This is a genomic window from Maribacter confluentis, from assembly GCF_030505015.1.
Taxonomy (GTDB): Bacteria; Bacteroidota; Bacteroidia; order Flavobacteriales; family Flavobacteriaceae; genus Maribacter; species Maribacter sedimenticola.
In genome coordinates this window covers 2,824,569-2,849,171 of the sequence record NZ_JAUKUC010000001.1, presented here as the reverse complement: position 1 = coordinate 2,849,171, position 24,603 = coordinate 2,824,569, and the positions used below count along the sequence as shown (strand labels likewise).

Below are 24,603 nucleotides of genomic sequence, written 5' to 3'. Positions count from 1 at the left end.
AAATATTTCTCAATACTAGACGAAACCAACTTTTAAAAACGTTAAAATATAGCGTACCCGTCAAATTGGGTGCGCTATTTTAATGAAACACTATATCATCTTCATATACTTAACCGTTCTATTCTGCCTTAATACGCAGGCACAAAATAGTAGGGATGATGTGAAGATTTTCCCGAATCCGGCTACCAATGTGGTCAATGTCATAGGGCTTGTAAATACCCCTACTGCACATATTAGTATAACAGATGTTTATGGAAATCAAGTTATTTCTCACCAATGGAGAGTTAAAAACAATGCATTGAACATACCCATATTCAATCTTGAAAATGGAATTTACCTAATCATTATCCGATCGGATCAACAAACCATTCAGCGTAAATTTTACAAACAATAATGTAGCCTTACTGAAACACGAAATTATAGGTCAATGAAAATAATGGGCTATTTAAAATGGAAAGTTCATAGGAACCTAAAGGACTACCAAGAAACACATCCGTATCTACACCATCTTGTCGTTGCGCATAGTAGTTATTGAACGGATTTCTTCTGCTATACACGTTGTAAATGGTAAACGTCCAATCGCCAACCCATCTTTTGTTCAACTTTTTACTATATTTAACATTCCAAGAAAAATCCAATCTATGGTAAGGTCTTAGACGTGCATTGTTGCGTTCAATAAAAATGGGTACATCCAAATTTTCCAATTTAAAAACACTGTTGGCAACGGTATAGGGCCTTCCGGTCTGTCCGGTAAAATTAAAACTCCAAGTGTTGTATCTATCCCCCTCAAAGTTAACCGTTGAATTGATGACATGGGGCCTATCAAAATCCGAAACGAACCAATTATTATTGTTGATCCTATCTCCAAGTTTTTCATTATTGGACCTTAATAAACTTTTTGACCACGTATAATTAAACCAACCGTTAACCTTTCCTGTAGATTTTTTAATACTGAACTCTACCCCATACGCTTTTCCTTCTCCCTGTATAATATCACGTTCAAGAAATTCTTCTAAAAAGAAATCCGCTCCAGGTTTAAAGGTCAAATTATTTTCAGATGACCGGTAATAGCCTTCTAAACCAAGTTCTATTTCATTATTTGAGATGTTCTTATAAATACCAAGACCATAGGTATCACTCAATTGCGGTAGAATATTAGGGTCGGAGGTTTTCCATCTAGAAGTAGGTAAAGGCGTTGTACTATTGTACACATTTTGAAGATATTGCTTGGAGCGTGCATAACTAGCCTTGATAGATGTTGATTGGTTCAATTTTATATTGGCACCCAATCTTGGTTCCAAACCGTTGTACGTCTTTACGCCAGCACCTTTTTCAAACTCGTTGACCGCAAGCAACAATCCCGTATTATCATCCAGAACAGCCTGTCTGTAAGGACCTACCAACACATAATGACTAAAACGCAACCCGGCAGAGATTGCTACGGCATCTGTAGGATTATAGTTCATATTGGCATAGGTTGCAAACTCATAACTGTTTTCCTTGGCCAATATAACCGGGTCTACACTATTACCGTTACCGGGACTTAGTTCCCCCGGACTAATTTCATATTTATTGGCTTGGATACCTAAATAGTACGAAGCATCTTGGTTGATTTCCTTTGAAAATTCAGAAGCCAAACTTTGATACACAATCTGAGAAGAGAACTCGATGTTGTTGGGATTATCAACTTCCGGAAAAATGGTTTTGGGCGCATAATTGCTCATGACCAAATAGGTTCTAAGATTACTTTTTTCATTAAAGGAATGCCTCCAGTTCAATGTGCCGTTCAATGTCCTAAAATCATATTGATTGTTCTTGGCGTTGATATTTTGAATTTTAGTGATCAAATCCAACTGATAATAATCTTTGCTATAAAAACCTGTAAATGTAATCTGGTCATTATTGGTTGGTAGATATAATAATTTTAAGGTACTGTCATAGAAATTTGCCTTGGTATTTTTTAAACGTTCAGAAAAGAGGGGCAGTAGAAAATCCGTAAGTCCGGCCCTACCCCCAATGGCAATCATGAGTTTATCCTTTATTAATGGAGTTTCTATATTTAACCTGCTTGAAACAATACCTATACCCCCGCTTAATTTAAATTTATCCACATACGGATTCTTTACTTTTATATCCAATACAGATGTTATTCTACCACCATAGCGCGCAGGAATATTGGCCCTATATAAATCTACACTAGAAATTACATCTGGTGTAAAAACAGAAAAAAGTCCAAATAAATGAGTTGGATTAAAAACAGGGGCATTATCATACAATAACAGATTTTGGTCCAAGGCTCCTCCCCTAACGGACAGTCCATTACTTATTTCCCCTGCGTTGTTTACCCCGGCCAAAAGGGTCATACTTCTGAGTACATCTGCCTCGCCCAGACCAGAAGGCATTTTTTTAAGCTCCTGTGTTTGCAATTGCAGGGCTCCCATTTGTGGAAGTTCCAAGTTATCATTGATTCTTTTTGCACGCACAATTACCTCGGACAGTTGTTCCTCTTCCTCTTCAAGATACAGCTTTATCGTATTATTGGAATTTAGGTCAACAATGGTACGTCTACTTTTAAAACCAATGTAGTTTACGGTAAGCTCATAGGTATTGGCTTTAAGCCGTATGGTAAAAAGACCATTATTATTGGTAATACCACCACAAGCGCAGGGTTGTATGGTTATCTCCGCACTTTCTAAAGGCTGGTTAGTGGACTTTTCATAAACCTCTACCCCTAACAAAAATTCTTGGGCGGAAAGTGTACCAGAAAAAAATACGGTCATAATAAATGCTAAAAACATAATGATATGGGTATGCTTACCATATACCGTTTTGTGATTTAATTTGTCCATGCTGCAGGTTTTATTGCGGTTCTAAATCGTTCTTCGTTACAAGCAGCCTGTGTAGTCGCCGGTGGAGGATATGGAGATTGAAATGTGGGCTCAATACTCAAGGTTCTCTGAGGATCTAACTCCTTTTCAGGAATATCTCCACGTTCAATAAAAATATCTGCTGATGTCGTTGCCGCAGCGGTAAACCTTCCAAACACAAAATCATCCGTATCATTGGGGTTGTACATATTACCGATCAGAGCTGCCGGTGGCGGTGCATTAAAACCACTATTATTATCGACCAAATCCTTTAATACCTTATAATACTCATAGGCATCTGGGGTCAACGACAACTGCTGGATTTCTACTAAAATATTGTTTTTTGTATATAAGGGAATTTTTGCAACCTCCAAATCTGTGGTCGTTTTACCATTGGAAAATTTATCGTCAAAAATAGAAATGCTCTCCGGCAGACGTATAAGCCAACATTCTTGATCACACAAATAGTTAAAATAATCTGGGGTGGCAACATCGGTTTGCTGACAGGTTTCATTTCTGTAAATACCGTCAAAACAAGTTTGGCAAACCACCAGTTTTTCAAAAGATTTAAATGTCCAATAGTAATAATTCTCATTTTCAATTGGATCGTTGAACGTCAATGAAATTGTATGGCCGGGCTCAAAAGAATTTGTACCATCATTAAATTGTAGTTCAGGGTCATAAGTAGCCTTTATATTAGTAATGGGCACGGGTTGTAGTATACGCTCCGGTTGGGAATGGTATTGGGTACCGTCCAACAAAGTTACCTGTAATTGCCATTGCTCACCAATATTGGCCTTAAATTCTACAGATGGCACATAGGCCCCTTCCACTTCGGTCAAATTGACCACTTCGCCAGAAACGGAATTTATGAATGAAACGCTAGCACCTTTTTCAAACTTCGTCTTATTTATTCCAAATTCAATGGTAGATTTATTGATTATCACAAAAGAGCCCCCTTTAACCGTGGTGGCAATACCTTCTATAAACACCAGTCCTTCTTTAAACTCAAATTCAGGTTCAACCGGGTCAATACAATTGAACAGTAATACTGACAAAACGAGTAGAAAGATTTTTTTGGCCATGACTTTATTCAAATTATCATAAGTGTAATGAATACGCTTAAAGATAAACCGAATAATAACAACTTGTTACAAAAAAGAAAGGCCTTCACAAATTAATGCAAAGACCTGTATTTTCTGACAAAAAAATAGTAATTACTGTCGTACAAAAATTAGCTCACCACTATCTGTAAAATTAGGGATATCAAGATCTGTAGCATCTACGGTCATGACATCACCACTAATTGAAACATCTATCATTAAAACTTCTCCATTACTATCCGTAGTAGTTACAACTCCGTTTTCAAAAGAATAGGTTGTAGATTCCTCATCATATTGCGTAGGACAGGGTACATCAAAACTAGATGATGTAAAGTCTAACTCCACATAACTGGCTGCGTTTCTTGCAGATGCCGTTAAATCTTCATTGAATTTTAATGTCACTACATAACACTCCTTATCTGTTAAAAGGTCCAAAATACCTTTTGCCAATTTAGCATCATCACTTGCGGTATTATTGTCTATCCTAAGTTCCGTTGCGTTCCAAGTTCCTACTAAAGTATTAAGCGATAATTCCTCTTCTACAGCTTTATCGTTTTTATCTGAGCTGCATGAGATGAACACCAAGGCACATCCTAGTAGCATTAAAAAATTCCTGTACATAATTATTAGGTTTGGTTAACAGTCTCTTAGAACGAAATTATAGACTTATTATTTCATCACAAAAATTAACTGAACCTAATTAAAATTTAAAGGATGAAACGGTAAGTAGCTTTTATCAAAAAAGTGTTGTCCTTTTTTTCTCCAAAAATTTGACCATCCAAATTACTTCCTAAAGTATCATAAGGGTTTGCCAAACCTGCAACACCTTGGGACCAGACCAGAAAAATTTCGCTACCAGGTACATATTCCCATCTAACCACCAGATTGGACCTAAATTGTACAAAAGAAAAATCTGGATTCGCAATTTCATAATCTACCGTTCCGTCCAAATTTTCATCTATACTATAAGAATTACCCGTTTCTGTACTAGTAAGTTGGTCTTGATTAAATAAGGTGACCCGTTCATTAATATTTTTTGCCAATGAATTGGCTACATAATTGAAATCTGTATATATACCTCTGGATATAAAGGGTTGTCCGTAATACTGAATTGATAAGTTTGGGTTAATACTATAATTAAACCGGATGGAGGTACTAAATGTTCGCTGGTCAATATTTCCAGTAATATATCTGGGCAGACCATTGATACTGGTCTCCGTTACATATTGGGTCCTGTTTGGATTTTCCTCATACTCCGAAGATACGGAGAGGCTAAAGGCATCAAAAGGTTGATAGTAAAAACGAAGCACATACCGTTCTAGAGAAAAATTATTTTGTGCAGCTTGACTGTTGACATAACCCAACGTAAAATTGAACTTTTTTCTGTTATCCGAACCAAAGAACAAATAGGCAAAATTCTCTTCTGACCATCTCCACCTTGGGCCGCCCCTTAAAACGGTGTTGGAAAAAATTCTAGGTTTATGGGCCGCCCCTATTTCTGTCCACCAATTGTTCTTATAATTGATGAACCCTTGCATCTCATATTGAATTCTATTGTAATTACCCTCAAAATCATAAGTGGTATATTGCTCAAGACCTATTTGCGCCCTTCTATAAAAATTGGTGGGCTTAAGGAACAACTTTCTAATTTGGGCCGTTTGTTTAATTTCATCTGCCTGTCTTAAAAAACCTATATCATTCAGTTCCAATTCTGGCGATCGCCATACCAAACCACCATTATAACGCCAACTTCCTCCCCCGGTTTTGCCAATTTCCAGTTTACCCCCCGTCCCCGTTAAAGACGTCCTGTTGGAATCAACATTTACATGGCTTGCATCAACACGCTGAAATAAATGTGTAATGCTACGTTGAGTATTCGCAATTGCGGTTTCACTGCCCACTACATGACTCCCAACAAAATTACCTTCCAAATAATAATTTCTATTTTTCCAGCTATGCCTAAAATCCAACCCACCAGTGTACGCAGCCTTGCGCAAAAATTCCAGTTCAGAGGTCAGGTTTCTATTTGTAGCGGTAAATATGCCTCCCACAAAAGAGTTTCTTTCATTAAAATCCTTTTGCACCCTAGCCACCAAATAGTTGGTCAATGGCTCTACTAGTTCTGAGCGTATTTCCCCGTCAAAACTACCGACCTCCGCAAACATTTTACCGGTAACACTTTCCATTAATCCCAAGGACCAACCATCTTTTGTTTTACCGGAAAACTTGGCTGCGCCCAGAATAGTGGAATTAATGGGCAGGTCAACATACTCGCCGGCTACAGCGTTCACAGATTTCTGAGGACTTCTACCTATTCGTCTACTATAGAACACGTTGTCATTACCATCGGCAAATTCATAATCGAATATATTTTTATTCTCTATGAAAAAAGGACGCCGTTCTTCAAAGAATATCTGAAACCCATCCAATGCAATTGCACCTGGGTCGGCATCTACTTGGCCAAAATCCGGATTTACGGTTAAATCTAACGTAAGGTCATTGGTAATACCAATTTTGGCATCCAAACCTGCATTTAAAACATAATCATGCCCATCTTTAAACGGATTGCCCTCTTGTTTGGGATAGCTATCATATTGATTTACCAAAAAGGGCTGAATTTCTAGTTGTTTTTGTGGTTGTATGTTTTTTAACCCTTTTAGGATCCCAAATTCGCTGACCCATCCAGGAGACTCCAATGGTATGGATTGCCAAATTGAACGCTCCTCGTCCCGGAACAATCTTCTATGTAATTGCAATCCCCAAACCTGTTCTTTTGCAGTACCAAATTTTAATTGACTAAAGGGAATTTTCATTTCTGCGGTCCAGCCAATTTCACCTATCTGGGTCGCGGTATACCAAATAGGGTTCCAGCTAGCATCCCAATTATCCCCGTTCTGTGATATGAACTCATCACCCTTTACACCAGCCGCAGAAACATTGAACGAAAAGCCGGTTCGCTTATCATGGTAACTATCAATGTTTATCTCTATCCAATCTCCGGAGAAATTATCCCTTCTGGCAAGTCGCTTTTCAATATTTGATGGCACACTGTCTAAACATTTAAAGGCTACATACAAATATTTTGCATCGTAGGTAATCTTAAATTGTGTAAGTTGACGTGGCCGTTGGCCGTTGTTGGGCTCATATACCGTAAAATTGCCGTCCCACGGAACATGTTCCCAACCTGTATCCGATAAAACACCATCTATGGCAATATGTTCATTGATCGGTAATGGGGCCGTAGTATACTCCCTTATCACCCTAACACTATCCTTTTGACTAAATGCAATTGAAAAGATGCACAAAAATACAAAATTAGCAAGAACTTTGAAATTCATTAAATGGTTGGTCTTTGATTGATGTATATAAGTGACGATAAAATTGAAATACTGTTACAGTAGATCATTAAAATTGACCAAGTTTAACAGTATGTATCCTGAAAGAAGTTGAAAATGAAATAAAAAAGAAAAAATATAGAAACAAGTATTTGCAATTCAAGTTAATAGTTGTAGATTTGCAGCCCGTTTGACGGGATTGATTATAATAATAGTTAAAAATAGCAGTAGTGGATACATTAAGTTATAAGACCGTTTCGGCCAACAGAACAACTGTAAACAAAGAGTGGTTATTGGTAGATGCCGAAGGAGAAACATTAGGGCGTGTTGCTTCTAAAGTTGCCTATTTGTTGAGAGGAAAGCATAAGCCAAGTTTTACTCCGCACGTAGATTGTGGTGATAATGTTGTAATTATCAATGCAGAGAAAATTGCTCTTTCAGGAAACAAGTGGTCCAGCAAGGTTTACTTAAGATATACAGGTTACCCAGGTGGTCAACGTACCACATCGGTTAAACAACTTTTGGAAAAAAATCCAGAAGGTATTCTTGAAAAAGCTATAAAAGGTATGTTGCCCAAGAACAGATTAGGTGCCGACCTTTTTAGAAACCTAAAGGTTTATGCAGGTACGGAGCATGGTCAAGAAGCTCAAAAGCCTACTGTTGTTAATTTAAAAGATATTAAATAAGATGGAAGTAATTCATAAAATTGGTCGTAGAAAGACCGCTGTAGCGAGAGTTTATCTTTCTGATGGAAATGGCGACATTACCATTAACAATAAAGATTTAAGTGTATACTTCCCAACTGCTACATTACAGTACAAGGTAAAGCAACCATTTACATTAACAGAAAGTTTGGATACTTACGATGTTAAGGTCAATGTTTACGGTGGTGGTATTACTGGTCAGGCAGAAGCTATCCGTCTAGCACTTTCAAGAGCAATGTGTGAAATAGATGCCGAAAACAGAAGCATTTTGAAGCCGGAAGGTTTGTTGACGAGAGACCCAAGAATGGTTGAACGTAAGAAATTCGGTCAGAAGAAAGCACGTAAGAAATTCCAATTCTCGAAACGTTAATTCGAGACTCAAGAGTACAGGGCACCCTTTTTGGGTGCCTATTTTATATTTTATTTCATACTGGATATTCCAGAATATTAACAAGTTCATTGAAAGTCCGTTTAGGACAATTAAAAATCCTCTAGCCCAATTTGTGGTTAAAGGTAAATTAGTTTAGCATCTAAATGGTGAAGGCTTTTGCAATTTGCGGATACCACTTTACCATTGCTAATTCATAAGAACGTAAACTAAATTTAAAAATGGCGAGAGTCGAAGTAAAACAATTATTAGAAGCGGGTGTGCATTTTGGCCACCTAACCAGAAAGTGGAATCCAAACATGGCTCCTTACATCTACATGGAGCGTAACGGTATTCACGTAATCAATCTTTACAAAACAGTTGCAAAATTAGATGAGACCAATGAGGCTCTTAGCAAAATTGCAGCATCTGGAAGAAAAATTCTTTTTGTAGCTACCAAAAAACAAGCAAAGGATATTGTTGCAGAAAAAGCGGCCAACGTAAACATGCCATACATTACTGAAAGATGGCCAGGTGGTATGTTGACCAATTTTGTTACTATTCGTAAAGCCGTTAAAAAAATGGCTTCTATCGATAGAATGAAAAAAGATGGTACGTTCCTTACACTATCCAAAAAGGAAAGATTACAGGTAGATCGTTTACGCGCTAAATTGGAAAAGAACTTAGGTTCCATATCAGAAATGACGCGTTTACCTGGTGCACTTTTCATTGTTGATACCATGAGAGAGCATATTGCCGTTAAGGAAGCGCAAAAATTGAACATTCCTATCTTCGCCATGGTAGATACCAACTGTGACCCTAGAGATGTTGATTATTTGATCCCTTCCAATGACGATGCTTCAAAATCTATTGACATCATCATGACAGAGGTTACCAACGCTATTGCAGAAGGTCTTGCAGCACGTAAGTCCGAAAAAGCAGAAGCCGCCGAAGGAAAATCAGAAAGCAAAAAAGAGAAAGCACCTAAGAAGAAAGAAGCTGTAGATACTCCTGAACCTACTCCTGCAAAAGTTGATACAAAACCAGCTCCTGTTGTAGCTAAGGTACCTAATGTTGAGGTAGACGTAGAAGCTACCCAAGAAGCAGTTGCCAAAGATGCAAAAACTGAAGCTGATGACTTAACCAAGGTTGAAGGAATTGGCCCTAAAGCTGCAGAAGCCCTAGTTGCTGCAGGTATAGCCACCTTTGCCGACCTTTCTAAAGGTAATGCCGATAAGATTAAGGAAATCTTGACCGAGGCTAGCTCTAGAATGGCTCATTTAGATCCTACATCATGGCCAAAGCAAGCTAAAATGGCTGCCGAAGGGAAATGGGACGAGCTTAAGGAGTGGCAGGACAACACCAAAGGTGGTGTAGAATAACATTTTCTTTTTTGATATAAATAAATTTAAGAATAGCCCATTAAAACGGGTACACTAAAAGTTAAAAAAATGGCAAAGATTACAGCTGCAGAAGTTAATAGATTAAGAAAAACTACTGGTGCAGGAATGATGGATTGCAAAAAGGCATTGGTTGAAGCCGATGGCGATTTTGAAAGTGCAATTGAAATTCTTCGTAAAAAAGGTCAAAAAGTAGCAGCTAAAAGAGCTGACAGGGATTCTTCTGAAGGTGCAGCGATCGCTAAAGTGAACGATGATAACACAAGTGGTGTTATTATTTCCCTTAACTGTGAGACCGATTTCGTTGCTAAAAACGAAACTTTTGTAACATTGGCTACTGAATTGGCAGAATTGGCAATCAACTTTGATTCTAAAGAAGCGTTCTTGGCCGCTGATTACAAAGGCATGACCGTTCAAGAAAAACTAACTGAGCAAACTGGTGTTATTGGTGAAAAAATAGAGATAGGTGGTTTTGAAACCTTAAGCGCTCCTTTTGTTGGTTCTTATATACATGCAGGAAATAAAATTGCAGTTTTAACAGGTCTATCTGCAGCCGTTACAGGTGCTGAAGAAGTTGCAAAGGATGTTTCTATGCAAGCAGCAGCAATGAACCCTGTAGCATTAAACGAAAATGGTGTTGACCAAACGGTTATTGACAAGGAAATTGAAATTGCAAAAGATCAATTACGTCAAGAAGGAAAGCCAGAAGCAATGCTTGATAACATTGCCAAAGGAAAAATAAAAAGGTTCTTTAAGGACAACACCTTGGTAAACCAAGATTTTATTAAAGACAGCAAGCAAAGCGTTGCCCAATACGTTAAATCTGTTGACGCCAATTTAGAGGTGGTAGGATTTAAAAGAGTTGCATTGGGATAACTACAATTTAACTAACTCAATAAAAAACCGTCTTACTTTAAAAAGTAGACGGTTTTTTTATGCACTATCATTAGAATGTTTACTACCTACGTCTTATTCATTTATTCCCTTTAGCCAAGCATTTCTTAGTGCAATTTTTTCTGGTCCGGCATTATCTTGAGAAACTACTTTCTTAACCATTTTATAGGGAGTACCTACCATACCCTCTACAGGGACCATCTCACCTTCCCTATCCACAACTATTCTTATAGGACGTTCGGCAGACCAACTAAAACTGTCCTGTATAATTGGACGCAATGCTTCTACGGATACTTCCTGGTCATCTATTGTCTTTAAAATATCGCCACCTTGTAATTTCAAGTCGTTAAAAAAAGAATTAAGTTGAATGCCCTCCCTTATAAATACCACACTATCATTTTGTACATCCACATCTATATATGGGACCTGACCGTCAAAAAAATAACTTGTTTGCTGTTGCTCGTCCATAATGTCAAGACCTACCTTGTTTAAAAATTCAGTATAATCTATAGGGGTAGAACCAATGACATGGGTATTTAAAAACACACCAACCTCAGGATAGGTCATTGCAATAATTTCCCTGAACAAATCATCATCATTAAAAGGCTTGTCAACCCCATATTTCTTAGAAAGTTCCTTCATTAACCATAATACACCTTTTTCACCCTTACTTTTTTCACGTAACAATAGGTCTAGGCACATATTGATCAAGGCACCTTTCTCATATACATTGGCATAGTTAGCCTCGTAGGGTTCGTTTAATATATTCCTACTCATGACCGTAAAGGACATTTCATCATCATAAAACTTGGAATTGTCTATTTTAGCTAACATTCTATCATAAAACTCATCTTCATTTATCAATCCTTGCTGAATTTGAAATAGATTGGCAAAATATTCGGTTGTTCCCTCATACATCCATAAATGCTGTGACATTTTAGGTGCATTAAAATCAAAGAATTGAATCTCTTTAGAATGTACGCTCAATGGAGTTACAATATGAAAAAATTCATGGGAGACAACATCTACCATAGCTTGCTCCAACCTATCTTTTGGCATAGCTTCAGGCAAGACCACAACTGTAGAAGTATGATGTTCCAATGCTCCAAAACCATGGGCATCCGGTACATTGATATCGGACAAATACAACAGAATATTATACTCCTTGGTTGCATCCACATCACCTAAAAATTTCTTTTGTGCCCCCATCATGGCAACCATTCTATCCCTTAAATCTGCTGCTTTATATACTCCATTAGGCGAGTATAGGCTTAAAGTTACCTTAATACCATTTATTTCAAAACTTTCGGTGTTAGGCTTAGCGTACATAATCGGATTGTCTATCACCTCAAAATACCTACTAGCTATAAATGTATCCAAAGACATATCAGATTTATTATCCAGAGCTATTGGCAATGATGTTGTAGCAGACAAACCGGTAGGCTTTTGGATTAAAATATGATATGGTTTCTCTTTAAAACCATCAAAATAACCAACAAAACCATGTAGATTTAGAACATAATTTTTACCCACTGCTATATTGGTACCTGCAGGGGAAAATACAGCATCTTCCACATCATTTTCAGAATCATACGTGTCATTTACCCAATACTGTATTTTATCTAACCTAGTTCCATTGGCAATACCCCATGAATTGTCATCTAGTTGCTCTACAACCAATGTTTTCCCATCATAATCCAAGGCTTCCAAATCCGTAATATACTGACCATAATTATCCGTACTATATGTTCCGGGAACAGTTTTGGGCATTTTAAAAACAACATCCGGCAGTGTAAATTTATCCGGATCCAAAATCACTTTAACTCGGTCATCTACTACATTGACCAAGTCTATGGCCGTAATTATTGAATTGGGGTTGTTAGATACCGCTCCCTTACCAGCACCACATGCATTAAGCAACAGGGCCATAAGCCCAATTAAAATTATTTTTTTCATAGTAATCTATTGTTAGATAAGCTTTTATTTAAACGACGCTAAAGATAGAAATAATGGTGAACACCCAACATCACTAATTATTGACCTTGTTGTATAAATTATTGACCGCACCCAATAAATATTTTCATTATTTTTGATGTCAAATAAAAATTTAAAATGCACTACAAAAGAATTCTTCTAAAGTTAAGCGGCGAAGCCTTAATGGGTGAAAAACAATATGGCATAGACGCTAACCGTCTTAACGAATATGCGGAAGAAATCAAACAAGTGGTAGACAAAGGTATTGAGGTAGCCATTGTGATTGGTGGCGGTAATATTTTTAGGGGCCTTACCGGGGCAGCTACCGGAATGGACCGTGTACAGGGAGACCATATGGGAATGCTGGCTACAGTTATTAACGGACTTGCCCTACAAAGTGCATTGGAAATGTGTGGTGTACAGACTAGGTTACAGTCTGCCATAAAAATTAATGAGGTTGCCGAGCCTTTTATTAGAAGAAGGGCAATGAGACATTTGGAAAAAGGCAGGGTTGTTATATTTGGTGGTGGAACCGGAAACCCGTACTTTACTACAGATTCCGCTGCAGTATTAAGGGCCATTGAAATAGAGGCCGATGTGATTCTTAAGGGGACTCGCGTAGATGGTATCTATACCGCAGATCCTGAAAAAGATAAGAATGCAACAAAATTCGATTCTATTTCCTTTCAAGATGTCTTGACCAAGGGGTTAAAGGTAATGGACACCACTGCCTTTACCTTAAGCCAAGAAAATGAACTGCCTATTGTAGTATTTGATATGAACAAAAAAGGAAACTTATTAAAAATAGTTGACGGACAGACCATTGGCACTACCGTAAACATTTAATTTTTGGTATAGTTTATGTTTAGCGAAAGTAATATTTTTATTTTATGAACGAAGAAGTACAATTTGTTTTAGACGCAACAAAAGAAAGTATGGCTGCCGCTATAGCGCATCTTGAACGTGAATTTTTAAAAATTCGTGCAGGTAAGGCCAGTCCGGCAATGTTATCCTCCGTTTTGGTGGATTACTATGGATCACAGACACCTTTGGCCCAGGTTGCCAATATCAATACACCGGATGGCCGTACAATATCAGTCCAACCATGGGAGAAGGGAATGCTACAAGAAATTGAAAAAGCAATCATGAATTCCAATTTAGGGTTTAATCCTATGAACAATGGCGATATGATCATAATTAATGTACCGCCATTAACGGAAGAACGCAGAATTCAATTAACAAAACAAGCCAAAGCAGAAGCGGAACATGCTAAAGTGGGGGTGCGTAGTGCAAGACAAGATGCCAATAAGGAGATAAAGGATTTGGATATTTCAGAAGATTTTCAGAAAAATGCCACAGCAGACGTTCAAGACCTAACCGATGCTTTTACAAAAAAGATAGATGATTTCTTACTTAAAAAAGAAGCAGAGATCATGAAAGTTTAAAATTCTTATCACAATAAGATTACCAAAGCTACCTTCTTAAGGTAGCTTTCTTGTTTTGTAATAATTTTAAACTTTTCTGTTTAGGAACAAATGTACCTATTGGTTACCTTTGGCACCTGCAAAAACAGTTATGGTAGCTAAACTTACTAAAGGATTTTGGCCAAAAACGGCAAACATTATTCTTCGTAATAGGATTTTAATCTTATTGCTAATTACCGGATTTACAATTTTCATGGCCATGCAATGGCAACATATGCGATTCTCCAGTTCGCAGACCAATCTTTTACCAGATGACCATCCTGTAAATCAACAATACCAAGAATTTTTAAAGAAATTTGGGGAAGAAGGCAATGCGGTGGTTTTTGCCATACGTGATAGCGCCCTTTTTTCTGTGGAAAATTTCAATAGATGGAACAAACTGAGCAAACAATTGGGTGCGTTTCCGGAGGTTGAATTCGTGGTATCTACGGACAATCTCCAAGAACTCATTAAGGACAATGAGAAACAGGAGTTTAAAATGCGGCCATTAATTTCTGGAGAGTTGACTTCGCAAAAACAGATAGACAGTATTACCGATCATCTTTTTCAAAATCTACCATTTTACGAAAATCTAATTTTCAATAAGGAAAGTCGCACATTACGCACCATTGTATATCTAGACAAAGATATCGTCAATACCACGGTGAGGAAGGATTTCATTTTACAAGACTTGAATACGGTCGTCAAAAATTTTGAAAAAGAGACCGGCTTGGATGTTCATATATCGGGAATGCCGTATGTACGTACTATGAACTCACAAAACATCATTGATGAAATTGGAAAATTTATTTTAGCCGCCCTTGGGGTAACCTCACTGATATTTTTCTTCTTTTTTAGAAGTATTAGAGCTACGTTCATCTCTATGTGCGTGGTGATTATTGGGGTAATGTGGGCATTTGGACTTTTAGGCCTTTTACAGTATGAAATTACCGTTTTAACAGCACTTATTCCTCCATTGATTATTGTCATAGGAATTCCAAACTGTATATTTTTAATCAACAAATATCAACAAGAAGTAAAGAAACACGGTAATCAGGCATTGTCATTACAAAGGGTTATATCCAAAATTGGCAATGCAACGTTAATGACGAACATTACCACTGCATCCGGTTTTGCTACATTTATTATTACGGATAGCAAGCTTCTAAAAGAATTTGGCATTGTAGCATCGATCAATATTATCGGAATTTTTATACTATCCTTATTGATTATTCCAATTGTATACAGTTTTATGTCCCTTCCCAAGACAAAACATCTTAAGCATTTGAACAAAAAGTGGATAGATGCATTTGTAAGCTGGATGGAGCGTATAGTAAGACACAGAAGAATAACCGTCTATATTGTTTCCATAGCCCTTTTAGTACTTAGCATTATTGGAATATATCAAATTAAAATTTCTGGAAGTCCTATTGAAGACATGCCAAAAAATGCCGAATTCTTTCATGATATCCGTTTTTTTGAAAAAGAGTTTAAAGGTATAATGCCGGTAGAAATAGTAGTGGACACAAAAACTCCAAAGGGCGTCTTAAAACCGGTAACACTTAAGCGCATGAATCAATTAAGTGAGGTCATCGATGAAATTCCAGAACTCTCATCACCGGTTTCAGTCGTTAATTTGGTAAAATACTCCAAACAAGCATTTTATAACGGCATACCAAAATATTACCAACTTCCCACAAGTCAGGAAAATACCTTTATAATGGATGTAGCCCGAAAGTCAACGGACAATAGCGACCTTTTGGACACTTTTGTGGATAGTACCGGACAGACCGCAAGGATTACGACTTTTATGCGCGATGTTACTACAAGCAGAATGGAACAGATAGAAGAAAGACTGTTAGAGAACATCACCAAAATCTTTCCATCAGAGCGGTATAATGTATACATGACCGGTAGCGCTCTATTGTTTTTAAAAGGAACCAAGTATTTGGTAAAAAATTTAATTATGTCCCTTGCGCTCGCTATTGGACTAATTGCACTTTTTATGGCCTATTTGTTTCGCTCATTTAGAATGATCATTATTTCATTGATACCAAATTTATTGCCTTTGGTCATTACTGCAGGAATCATGGGGTTTGTAGGCGTTCCCATTAAACCCTCTACCATATTGGTTTTTAGCATAGCTTTTGGTATTTCTGTAGATGACACCATACATTTTCTGGCCAAGTACAGACAAGAACTGACCGCCAACAAGTGGCGAATTGAAAAATCTGTCTACAATGCCCTGAGGGAAACAGGTGTAAGTATGTTCTACACCTCAATTGTATTGTTCTTTGGCTTTTCGGTATTTGTAATTTCTAATTTTGGGGGTACGGTAGCATTGGGATCATTGGTCTCCGCAACCTTACTATTGGCAATGTTGGCCAATTTAATATTATTGCCTTCATTATTGTTATCCTTGGAAAAAAGTATTGCGAACAAACAGACCCTTAAAAAACCCCAAATAGACATTTTGCCCAAAGAGGAAAAATAATCTGCGGATAGATCAAGATAATACCTCCTTTTAAATGGGCTCATGACAATTTATTTTTTTACAAAATCATATCTTTGACGTTTTAATAACCAATTCATTCAGCATGCGTTCAGCAACAATAAAAGAACTTTTGTCCAGTAAGGATTTATTACAGGAAATCACCATAAAAGGATGGGTAAGAACCTTTAGAAGTAATAGGTTCATTGCTCTAAACGATGGGTCTACATTAAACACCATTCAATGTGTGGTAGATTTTGAAAAGTTCGATGAAGACGTATTGAAAAAAGTAAATACGGGAGCGGCTTTAAAAATTACCGGTACCTTGGTAGAAAGTCAAGGTAGGGGCCAGAGTGTTGAGATACAAGTAAGTAATTTAGAAGTGTTGGGTATAGCTGACCCAGAAGAATATCCCATTCAACCAAAAAAGCACTCCTTGGAATTTTTAAGGGAAAAAGCCCACTTAAGGATAAGGACCAATACATTTGCAGCCATTATGAGGGTAAGGTCTACCCTATCTTTTGCTATACATAACTATTTTAGGGAAAACGGTTTCAACTACTTTCATGCCCCTATTATTACAGGTTCCGATGCAGAAGGTGCCGGCGAAATGTTCAGGGTGACCACATTAGATGAAAAAAATCCTCCTTTGAACGAGGATGGCTCCGTAAATTATAAGGAAGACTTTTTTGGAAAAGAGACCAACTTGACCGTTTCAGGACAATTGGAAGCAGAAGCTTATGCCATGGCCCTAGGCAAGGTATATACTTTTGGACCAACGTTCAGGGCGGAAAATTCTAATACTTCCAGACATTTGGCAGAATTTTGGATGATAGAACCAGAAATGGCCTTTTTTGATTTGGATGCCAATATGGACCTAGCTGAAGATTTTATTAAAAATGTAATTACCTACACCCTTACGCATTGCCAAGAGGATTTGGAGTTTCTTGAAAAACGATTGTTTGACGAGGAAAAATCCAAGCCCCAAGCGCAGCGCAGTGACATGCCACTTATTGAAAAATTGAAATTTGTAGTTGATAATAACTTTAAGCGCGTAAGTTATACAGAAGCAATTGAAATTTTAAAAAATTGCAAGCCCAATAAAAAGAAACAGTTTAAATACCCAATTAAAGAATGGGGTACCGATCTCCAAAGTGAACATGAAAGGTTTTTAGTGGAAAAGCATTTTAAATGCCCTGTAATCCTATTTGATTACCCTGCTAAAATAAAAGCCTTTTATATGCGCTTGAACGAAGATGGCAAGACTGTTAGGGCCATGGATATTCTTTTTCCCGGTATTGGGGAAATAGTAGGTGGATCACAACGAGAAGAGCGGTTAGATATCCTTAAACAAAAAATCAAGGATTTGGGTATTGATGAAAAAGAACTTTGGTGGTATTTGGACCTGAGAAAATTTGGAACCGCGGAGCATAGTGGTTTTGGTCTTGGTTTTGAGCGCTTAGTACTTTTTGCAACAGGTATGGGAAATATCAGAGATGTAATTCCGTTCCCAAGAACACCCCAGAATGCAGAATTCTAAGTTGATTTCGTTACTTTTACATGTCTAGAAAAAAGTAATGCTAAAACAACACCTACAGTTTAAATTATCACAAAAGCTATCGCCTCAGCAGATACAGCTGATGAAGCTTATTCAATTACCTACACAGGCATTTGAACAACGTTTGATGCAAGAAATTGAGGAAAACCCGGCGTTAGAAACAGGCAAAGAAGAATCAGATCCGCTTAACGATGAGTTTGAGGATAATTACGACCAAGATTCCGATAGCGAAACCATTAACACGGAAGACATCAATATAGATGATTACCTGAGTGATGATGAAATACCGGATTATCGTACCAAAGCAAATAATTATAGTTCTGATGATGAGGAAAAAAGCGTTCCCTATGCCGCGGGTACATCCTTCAATCAACATTTATTGAACCAACTGAACACGGTTTATCTTAATGATGAAGAATGGACCATCGCAGAATTTCTTATTGGAAGTGTAGATGAAAGCGGTTATATAAGAAGACCTATTGCGGACATAATGGATGACCTGGCCTTTACACAAAACGTATATACGGACGAGGAGACCATAACTCGGATTTTGGGCATAGTTCAAGAGTTAGATCCACCTGGTGTAGGAGCCCGTTCTTTGGAAGAATGTTTGATCATTCAATTAGAGCGTAAAGAGGTTACCCCCAGCATTGAACTTGCAACGGCAATTTTAAAAAGGTCTTTTGAACATTTTACAAAAAAACATTATCAAAAATTAATTCAAAAACACAACATTAGCGAAGATGAGCTCAAGGAAGCCATAAGTGAAATTGAACGCCTAAATCCAAAACCAGGTGGCTCCTATTCGGGCAACAATAGAATCATAGAACATGTAGTTCCAGATTTTGCCATTAGAATAGTAGATGGTGAGCTAGAACTGACCTTAAATGGACGCAATGCACCAGAATTGCATGTATCCAAAGAGTATAGTAATATGCTTAAAGGGTACAAGGAGGCAAAGGATAAATCCAAATCACAAAAAGATACGGTAATGTTCATTAAGCAAAAATTAGATGCTGCCAAGTGGTTTATAGATGCTATACGTCAACGCCAACAAACTTTGTTCATTACCATGAACGCAATTATGCACTACCAAAGCGAATATTTTTTGACCGGGGACGAACGCAATTTGCGCCCTATGATCTTAAAAGATATTGCAGATGAAATAGGAATGGATGTTTCAACGGTTTCCAGGGTTGCCAATAGTAAATATGTAGATACGCCTTATGGCACTAAATTGATCAAGGAATATTTTTCCGAATCAATGAAAAACGAACAAGGTGAAGATGTATCTACCAAGGAAATCAAAAAAATACTGGAAATGGTTATACAGAACGAGACTAAGAAAAAACCATTGACAGATGATAAATTAGCGGCCATCCTAAAAGAGAAAGGTTACCCTATAGCTAGGAGAACGGTAGCAAAATATAGGGAACAGCTTAATATACCAGTGGCGCGAATGAGAAAGGAAATTTAATGAAAGTTTTCTCCAACCTTATTTCCTATATTTTACATCCATTATTCATACCCATAGGCGGTACAATAGCCTATTTCCTAATTACACCAAAATACACCCCTGTTGAAGTACAAAGTGCCAGTATTTTACCCATTTTCATCTTAACGGTCATAATCCCGATTGTCACCTTTCTAATTTTGAAGAATCTTGGCGTGGTTAATACCTTGTTTTTAGAAAATATAGCAGAACGAAAATACCCCTTGTACATTCACATTTCCATACTCCTACTAATATTATATAAGGTAATTCCAAATAATTATATTACGGAACTCTATTTTTACTTTACGGGGTTATTAGGTGCGGCAATGGCAAGCCTGTTAATGTTATTTTTTAAGATTAAAACAAGTCTTCATGTCATTGGGGTAAGTGGATTACTTATGTATCTAATTAATTTAAGTATCCATTTTGAGATTAATCTCATCATCGCCATAAGCATTTTTGTACTGCTCACAGGAAGCGTGATTACCGCCCGCCTTTATTTAGGAGCTCACACCAGACTAGAAGTCGTTACCGCACTTTTTATCGGAATTCTATCCCAACTACTAACAGTACGTTACTGGCTATAGAATATAAAATATAAGTCCAACCCTTAAAGGGGTATATTTAAGCACCTCTCCATTAACCGTAGCAGTGCCATTAAAAAGGTCTGACAAGGCATAATAGGCATGGAAATTAAAGGTATTGTAACCAAAACTTAAGGTAAGACCATATTGAAATCTTTCAAGATCCGTATTGTAGAAACCTTCTTTGATATCGTCGTCCACAAATTTTGAACGGGCCCCAATTAAATAGGCAGCTTTAATACCGGTATAAATTCTCCAAAACTTATAATCGTCTGCTGTAGAATTTCTCCATCTAAACTCTAAGGGGAATTCAACTAAATGGGTTTCCAGCTTACTCCTAGTAATATCATCATCGAGCCGATATACGATTTCATCTTGAATCTCCTCAGCTACCAAATTAGAATAATAACTATTAAGCGCAAGACCTACACCAACACCAATAGCCTTGGTTCCCGAGCCATTTAATGGTATATCTTTTATAATACCGCCCTGTAAGCCATAGGAAAGATTTCGTTGATTAGACCCTTCCGGATGGTTTACGAGAAAATTATAGGAAAGACCCAGATAGAACTGATCCTCAAAATAACGTGTTTTATTTGCATTGTCCTCGGTCAGTTGTGCTTTGACAATACCCGTGGTCAGCAATATGGCCAATAGTACTATATATCGCATATGTAAAGTTAATCAAATAAAAAACGCTTCAAATAACTTTGAAGCGTTTTGACAATTTGTATATTACTAACTAACTATTGTAGATTATTAAAAGCATCGCCTTCGTAAGTTGTATAATTTACCTTCAAAGCATTTACTTTTCTTAATTCCTGTTTAATATCGGAAATGATTCCCATATTGGCGTTCTTATCAACCTTTAAAGCCGTTGTCAATACATTTTGAAGTTCTTGAGGCTTTTTAGCTCTTTCCATCAAAATATAATCTCCAACTTCAGAAGGACTTGAAAACTTGTCGTTCAATTGAATCTTTGGTTCCGTACCAAATGTTTTTTCGTATTCTTTAGTCGGTTTCCCAACATAAATATAAATAACACGATCTTTTTTCTCCAATTTCTTTACTTCACTTGCATTAGGAAGTACGTTTTCAACTTTCAAAGAACTATCCTTCATAACGGTTACCGTCATAAAGAAGAATAAAAGCATAAATACAATGTCAGGTAAGGAAGCTGTTGATACCGCAGGTACCTCTCCATCTTTTTTCTTTGCAAATTTTGACATAGTGTTACTTTTAAATATTAATTATTCTGTTGAAGTTTCGGCTTCTGACAATTTTTGAGGGAACAGCCCTTGAATACGGGTCACTTTTTCCTTTAACTCCTCTTTTTTGTCATCAGTAGTTTCCGGATTTAGATATTCTGCCTCCATGGCTACATAATCCGTACCGTACAACCTTTTGGCCTCTCTATTCCTAAGGTCATTGTAAGCCCCAACCAATTCATTTTGAACGGTGATATAGGTACTGTACTTAGTTTCACGATCGTTCTTCAACGATATGATCGCCTTAGTAGGGTTATCCGAAGATTCAGGATTACGTTTACCCTTACAATAGCTACAATAATCTGGACTTCCCGAAGGTGCCCCACCATTATCTAAAAACTCTATTGCCTTCGCTCGCAAATCGTTAATGGAAAGAATTTCATCCTCAACCAACAACTGCCCGTTACGGTTAATGTTTACCGTAAAGATATTTTTTTGCTTAATAATTGGTGGTTCTTCTGTCGGCGGCTCCATTGGTGGAAGCATACGATCCAATCCTGCATCTGTCTCAATGGTCGTTGTAACCAAGAAGAAGATTAATAAAAGGAACGCTATATCCGCCATTGAACCTGCACTAACCTCTGGTGCTCCTGCTCTTCTAGCCATAGTTATTATTTTTATTTACTAAACATATTTTTGATCGCCGGTATAACCAAAGAAAGTATAGCGATTATAGTCAAGATGAAAAATACATTTAGACCCATTCCTATTTTCTTAACCGTACTTTCGTCCGACATTTCCAAATACTCCGGATCAACGTCAGTACCGCTTGCCAATACATAGGATACCCCTACTACTAATAGAAAGCCTCCTACTACGAACAATGTCTTTTTAAGACCTTGAGGATTGGAAAATAAATTTTTCAATGTAAATACCAAACTCACTACTACGGCAATACCAAGTAATAAATAAGTAATGATAAACATTGTGTTCATTGCACCGCTCTGAGCAGCTTCAGCTGCCGGCATATCCGAACTTGGTAGTAAATACCACAGCACAGCACTTAATACACCTATAGCAATTAATGCTATTTTAATAATTTTTTGCATAATTTTTAGGTATTAAAAGTGTTACTTATTTTTTGTGATCTACCAACATATCGATCAATGTAATCGAAGAGTCTTCCATATCATTTACGATGCTGTCTATTTTAGCGATAATATAGTTATAGAAAATCTGAAGTATAATAGCCGTAATAAGACCGAATACTGTTGTTAATAACGCCACTTGGATATCACCTGCAATAAGAGATGCACTTAAGTTACCTACAGCCGCAATCTTCTGGAAGGCTTGAATCATACCGATTACCGTACCCATGAAACCAAGCATTGGAGCAATAGCGATGAACAAGGACAACCAAGAAACGTTTTTCTCTAACTGACCCATTTGCACACCACCGTAAGCAACTACAGCTTTTTCAGCTGACTCTACGCTTTCACCAGCTCTGTCCAAACCTTGATAGTAGATAGAAGCAACTGGTCCTTTTGTATTTCTACAAACTTCCTTTGCAGCTTCAACACCACCTGATGCCAATGCATCCTCAACTTGTTGTTTTAGTTTTGTAGAATTGGTACTTGCCATGTTCAAGTAAATGATTCTCTCGATTGCAACAGCCAAGCCAAGGATCAAACACAAAAGAACGATACCCATAAAACCGGCACCACCTGTTATGAACATTTCTTTCAAAACCTGAGTAAATCCTTTTTCAGCCTCTGCTCCTTCTTGAACTAGCAATGCTACCGCTGCTACTTTTGCACTTACAATATTTGTACCTGATACAAATGCCCCAGCAACTGCCAGGCTTGGAAATAATTTTTTCATTTTTTCAAACTTAAATTAGTTAGTTAATAGGGTTAAAGATAAAAAAAAAACAATATAAAAAAAGTAAAACTTACTAGCAGAGAGGAAGGGATTCGAACCCTCGATACCCTTTTGGGGTATACACACTTTCCAGGCGTGCGCCTTCGACCACTCGGCCACCTCTCTATGATACCTTTTTTAAGGGTGGGCAAATAACAAAAAAATTATTAGTTTAAGAAATTAAAGCTATGTTAATTTTAAAGCATTTCTCCACGCAACGAAGTTTCAAAAACTGTTTTAAACAATTCATTGGATACCCCAGAACCTAAAAGATACATTGCTTTTGCAATTGCTGCTTCTGTTGTAATATCCTTACCATTAATAACTTGCATTTTCTTTAACTTTGAACTTGTCTCATAATGACCCATCAATACCGCACCCCCTGAACACTGTGTTACATTTATGATATGGATACCATTTTTTATTGCAAATTTTAACTTTTCAAGAAACCAATCTTCCATAGGGGCGTTCCCAGAACCATAAGTTTCCAATATCAGGGCCTTTAAATCTTTTGCTCCCAACACTGCTTCTACAATATTTTTGTTGATTCCCGGGAAAAGTTTTAAAATGGCGACGTTATCATCCATGGCATTATGCACTTTTAATACCGCATTTTTTTTCTTAGGCAATAAGTATTCATGAAAAATGGATAAATGCACACCACTTTCTATAAGATGCGGATAGTTTAACGATGCAAATGCCTGAAAATGTTCAGCATTTATTTTTGTAGTTCTATTGCCCCTATATAATTTGTATTCAAAATATAGTCCTACTTCTTGTATTACGGATTTACCTTTTTCCTGTAAAGCTGCTATTTGAATGGCAGTAATCAAGTTCTCCTTTGCATCTGTCCTTAAGTCACCAATGGGCAACTGCGATCCGGTCAAAATCACCGGTTTTGACAAATTTTCCAATAAAAAACTAAGTGCAGATGCCGTATAACTCATGGTATCACTGCCATGCAGGACTACAAAACCATCATACTCCCCATAATTTGAACCAATAATTTCTGCAATTGCTACCCAGTGGTCCGGATTCATGTTAGATGAATCTATAGGATATTCAAAGGAAAGGCTGGCTATGGTACAATCCAATTGATTTAATTCAGGTATACTTTTCAGCAATTGGGAAAAATCGAACGCCTTAAGTGCCCCAGAGACATAATCTTTCATCATACCAATGGTTCCACCGGTATAGATCAATAAAATTCTACTTTTTTTTGAACTCAAATTAACCTTCG

General features: G+C 37.2%; 22 protein-coding genes and 1 tRNA gene. 11 read left to right on the top strand and 12 right to left on the bottom strand.

Annotation, left to right across the window (positions count from 1 at the left end; genetic code table 11):
- Positions 1-82: 82 nt before the first annotated feature.
- Positions 83-394 carry a T9SS type A sorting domain-containing protein gene (locus Q2T41_RS12360; protein ID WP_089259304.1) on the top strand — a complete coding sequence of 104 codons (312 nt, stop codon included), beginning with the start codon at positions 83-85 and terminating at the stop codon, positions 392-394.
- A 7-nt stretch (positions 395-401) separates the two neighbouring features.
- Here Q2T41_RS12360 and Q2T41_RS12355 read toward each other — a convergent pair whose 3' ends face one another.
- The 4 genes from Q2T41_RS12355 to Q2T41_RS12340 all read right to left on the bottom strand — a co-directional run bounded on the left by Q2T41_RS12355 (position 402) and on the right by Q2T41_RS12340 (position 7,308).
- A complete protein-coding gene (locus Q2T41_RS12355; RefSeq protein WP_304436345.1) occupies positions 402-2,849 on the bottom strand; it encodes a TonB-dependent receptor in 2,448 nt (815 codons plus the stop codon).
- A complete protein-coding gene (locus tag Q2T41_RS12350; protein WP_304436344.1) occupies positions 2,837-3,925 on the bottom strand; it encodes a DUF4249 domain-containing protein in 1,089 nt (362 codons plus the stop codon). The genes Q2T41_RS12355 and Q2T41_RS12350 overlap by 13 nt, the downstream gene beginning before the upstream one ends.
- Positions 3,926-4,084: 159 nt before the next feature.
- Positions 4,085-4,591: a lipocalin family protein gene (locus Q2T41_RS12345; RefSeq protein WP_304436343.1), complete on the bottom strand. Its 507-nt coding sequence runs from the start codon at positions 4,589-4,591 to the stop codon at positions 4,085-4,087.
- An 86-nt stretch (positions 4,592-4,677) separates the two neighbouring features.
- Positions 4,678-7,308, bottom strand: a complete 2,631-nt coding sequence (locus Q2T41_RS12340) for a DUF5916 domain-containing protein (RefSeq protein ID WP_304436342.1) — start codon at positions 7,306-7,308, stop codon at positions 4,678-4,680.
- A 227-nt stretch (positions 7,309-7,535) separates the two neighbouring features.
- Between Q2T41_RS12340 and rplM the strand changes: the two genes are divergently transcribed.
- The 4 genes from rplM to tsf all read left to right on the top strand — a co-directional run bounded on the left by rplM (position 7,536) and on the right by tsf (position 10,652).
- Positions 7,536-7,991: a 50S ribosomal protein L13 gene (rplM, locus tag Q2T41_RS12335; RefSeq protein ID WP_089259294.1), complete on the top strand. Its 456-nt coding sequence runs from the start codon at positions 7,536-7,538 to the stop codon at positions 7,989-7,991.
- A gap of 1 nt (position 7,992) precedes the next feature.
- The gene (gene rpsI, locus Q2T41_RS12330; protein WP_089259292.1) at positions 7,993-8,379 is read left to right on the top strand and encodes a 30S ribosomal protein S9; all 387 of its coding nucleotides are present in this window, start codon (positions 7,993-7,995) and stop codon (positions 8,377-8,379) included.
- A 239-nt stretch (positions 8,380-8,618) separates the two neighbouring features.
- The gene (gene rpsB, locus Q2T41_RS12325; protein WP_304436341.1) at positions 8,619-9,758 is read left to right on the top strand and encodes a 30S ribosomal protein S2; all 1,140 of its coding nucleotides are present in this window, start codon (positions 8,619-8,621) and stop codon (positions 9,756-9,758) included.
- A 69-nt stretch (positions 9,759-9,827) separates the two neighbouring features.
- Positions 9,828-10,652, top strand: coding sequence for a translation elongation factor Ts (gene tsf / locus Q2T41_RS12320; protein WP_304436340.1), 825 nt, complete (start codon positions 9,828-9,830; stop codon positions 10,650-10,652).
- A 93-nt stretch (positions 10,653-10,745) separates the two neighbouring features.
- Here the strand turns inward: tsf and Q2T41_RS12315 are convergent, their stop codons facing one another.
- Positions 10,746-12,626, bottom strand: coding sequence for a M61 family metallopeptidase (locus Q2T41_RS12315; RefSeq protein ID WP_304436339.1), 1,881 nt, complete (start codon positions 12,624-12,626; stop codon positions 10,746-10,748).
- A gap of 156 nt (positions 12,627-12,782) precedes the next feature.
- On the opposite strand from Q2T41_RS12315, the gene pyrH reads away from it, so the two are divergent.
- The 6 genes from pyrH to Q2T41_RS12285 all read left to right on the top strand — a co-directional run bounded on the left by pyrH (position 12,783) and on the right by Q2T41_RS12285 (position 20,238).
- The gene (gene pyrH / locus Q2T41_RS12310) at positions 12,783-13,490 is read left to right on the top strand and encodes a UMP kinase (protein WP_304436338.1); all 708 of its coding nucleotides are present in this window, start codon (positions 12,783-12,785) and stop codon (positions 13,488-13,490) included.
- A 44-nt stretch (positions 13,491-13,534) separates the two neighbouring features.
- Complete coding sequence (gene frr / locus Q2T41_RS12305; protein WP_089259282.1) at positions 13,535-14,089, top strand: ribosome recycling factor; 555 nt, start codon at positions 13,535-13,537, stop codon at positions 14,087-14,089.
- A 130-nt stretch (positions 14,090-14,219) separates the two neighbouring features.
- The gene (locus Q2T41_RS12300; protein ID WP_144804489.1) at positions 14,220-16,601 is read left to right on the top strand and encodes an efflux RND transporter permease subunit; all 2,382 of its coding nucleotides are present in this window, start codon (positions 14,220-14,222) and stop codon (positions 16,599-16,601) included.
- A 103-nt stretch (positions 16,602-16,704) separates the two neighbouring features.
- Positions 16,705-18,138 (top strand): asparagine--tRNA ligase, encoded by a 1,434-nt coding sequence (asnS, locus tag Q2T41_RS12295; protein ID WP_304436337.1) that lies wholly within the window; start codon positions 16,705-16,707, stop codon positions 18,136-18,138.
- 37 nt (positions 18,139-18,175) lie between these two features.
- On the top strand, positions 18,176-19,633 hold the full coding sequence (gene rpoN / locus Q2T41_RS12290; RefSeq protein ID WP_304436336.1) for an RNA polymerase factor sigma-54: 1,458 nt from the start codon (positions 18,176-18,178) through the stop codon (positions 19,631-19,633).
- On the top strand, positions 19,633-20,238 hold the full coding sequence (locus Q2T41_RS12285; RefSeq protein WP_304436335.1) for a hypothetical protein: 606 nt from the start codon (positions 19,633-19,635) through the stop codon (positions 20,236-20,238). Before rpoN ends, Q2T41_RS12285 begins: the two co-directional genes overlap by 1 nt.
- Here the strand turns inward: Q2T41_RS12285 and Q2T41_RS12280 are convergent.
- The 7 genes from Q2T41_RS12280 to Q2T41_RS12250 form a co-directional block, all read right to left on the bottom strand.
- Entirely contained in the window at positions 20,233-20,907 is a 675-nt protein-coding gene (locus tag Q2T41_RS12280) for a porin family protein (RefSeq protein ID WP_304436334.1), read from the bottom strand. The two genes, Q2T41_RS12285 and Q2T41_RS12280, sit on opposite strands and share 6 nt — an antisense overlap.
- Positions 20,908-20,981: 74 nt before the next feature.
- Positions 20,982-21,464, bottom strand: a complete 483-nt coding sequence (locus Q2T41_RS12275; protein ID WP_089259270.1) for an ExbD/TolR family protein — start codon at positions 21,462-21,464, stop codon at positions 20,982-20,984.
- A 21-nt stretch (positions 21,465-21,485) separates the two neighbouring features.
- Complete coding sequence (locus tag Q2T41_RS12270) at positions 21,486-22,109, bottom strand: ExbD/TolR family protein (RefSeq protein WP_089259268.1); 624 nt, start codon at positions 22,107-22,109, stop codon at positions 21,486-21,488.
- An 11-nt stretch (positions 22,110-22,120) separates the two neighbouring features.
- Positions 22,121-22,552: a hypothetical protein gene (locus Q2T41_RS12265; protein ID WP_089259266.1), complete on the bottom strand. Its 432-nt coding sequence runs from the start codon at positions 22,550-22,552 to the stop codon at positions 22,121-22,123.
- A gap of 25 nt (positions 22,553-22,577) precedes the next feature.
- Complete coding sequence (locus Q2T41_RS12260; RefSeq protein WP_089259264.1) at positions 22,578-23,324, bottom strand: MotA/TolQ/ExbB proton channel family protein; 747 nt, start codon at positions 23,322-23,324, stop codon at positions 22,578-22,580.
- Positions 23,325-23,401: 77 nt separating this feature from the next.
- Positions 23,402-23,489: transfer RNA gene (locus Q2T41_RS12255), tRNA-Ser, on the bottom strand.
- A gap of 71 nt (positions 23,490-23,560) precedes the next feature.
- Entirely contained in the window at positions 23,561-24,592 is a 1,032-nt protein-coding gene (locus Q2T41_RS12250; RefSeq protein WP_304436333.1) for an asparaginase, read from the bottom strand.
- Positions 24,593-24,603 lie beyond the last annotated feature (11 nt).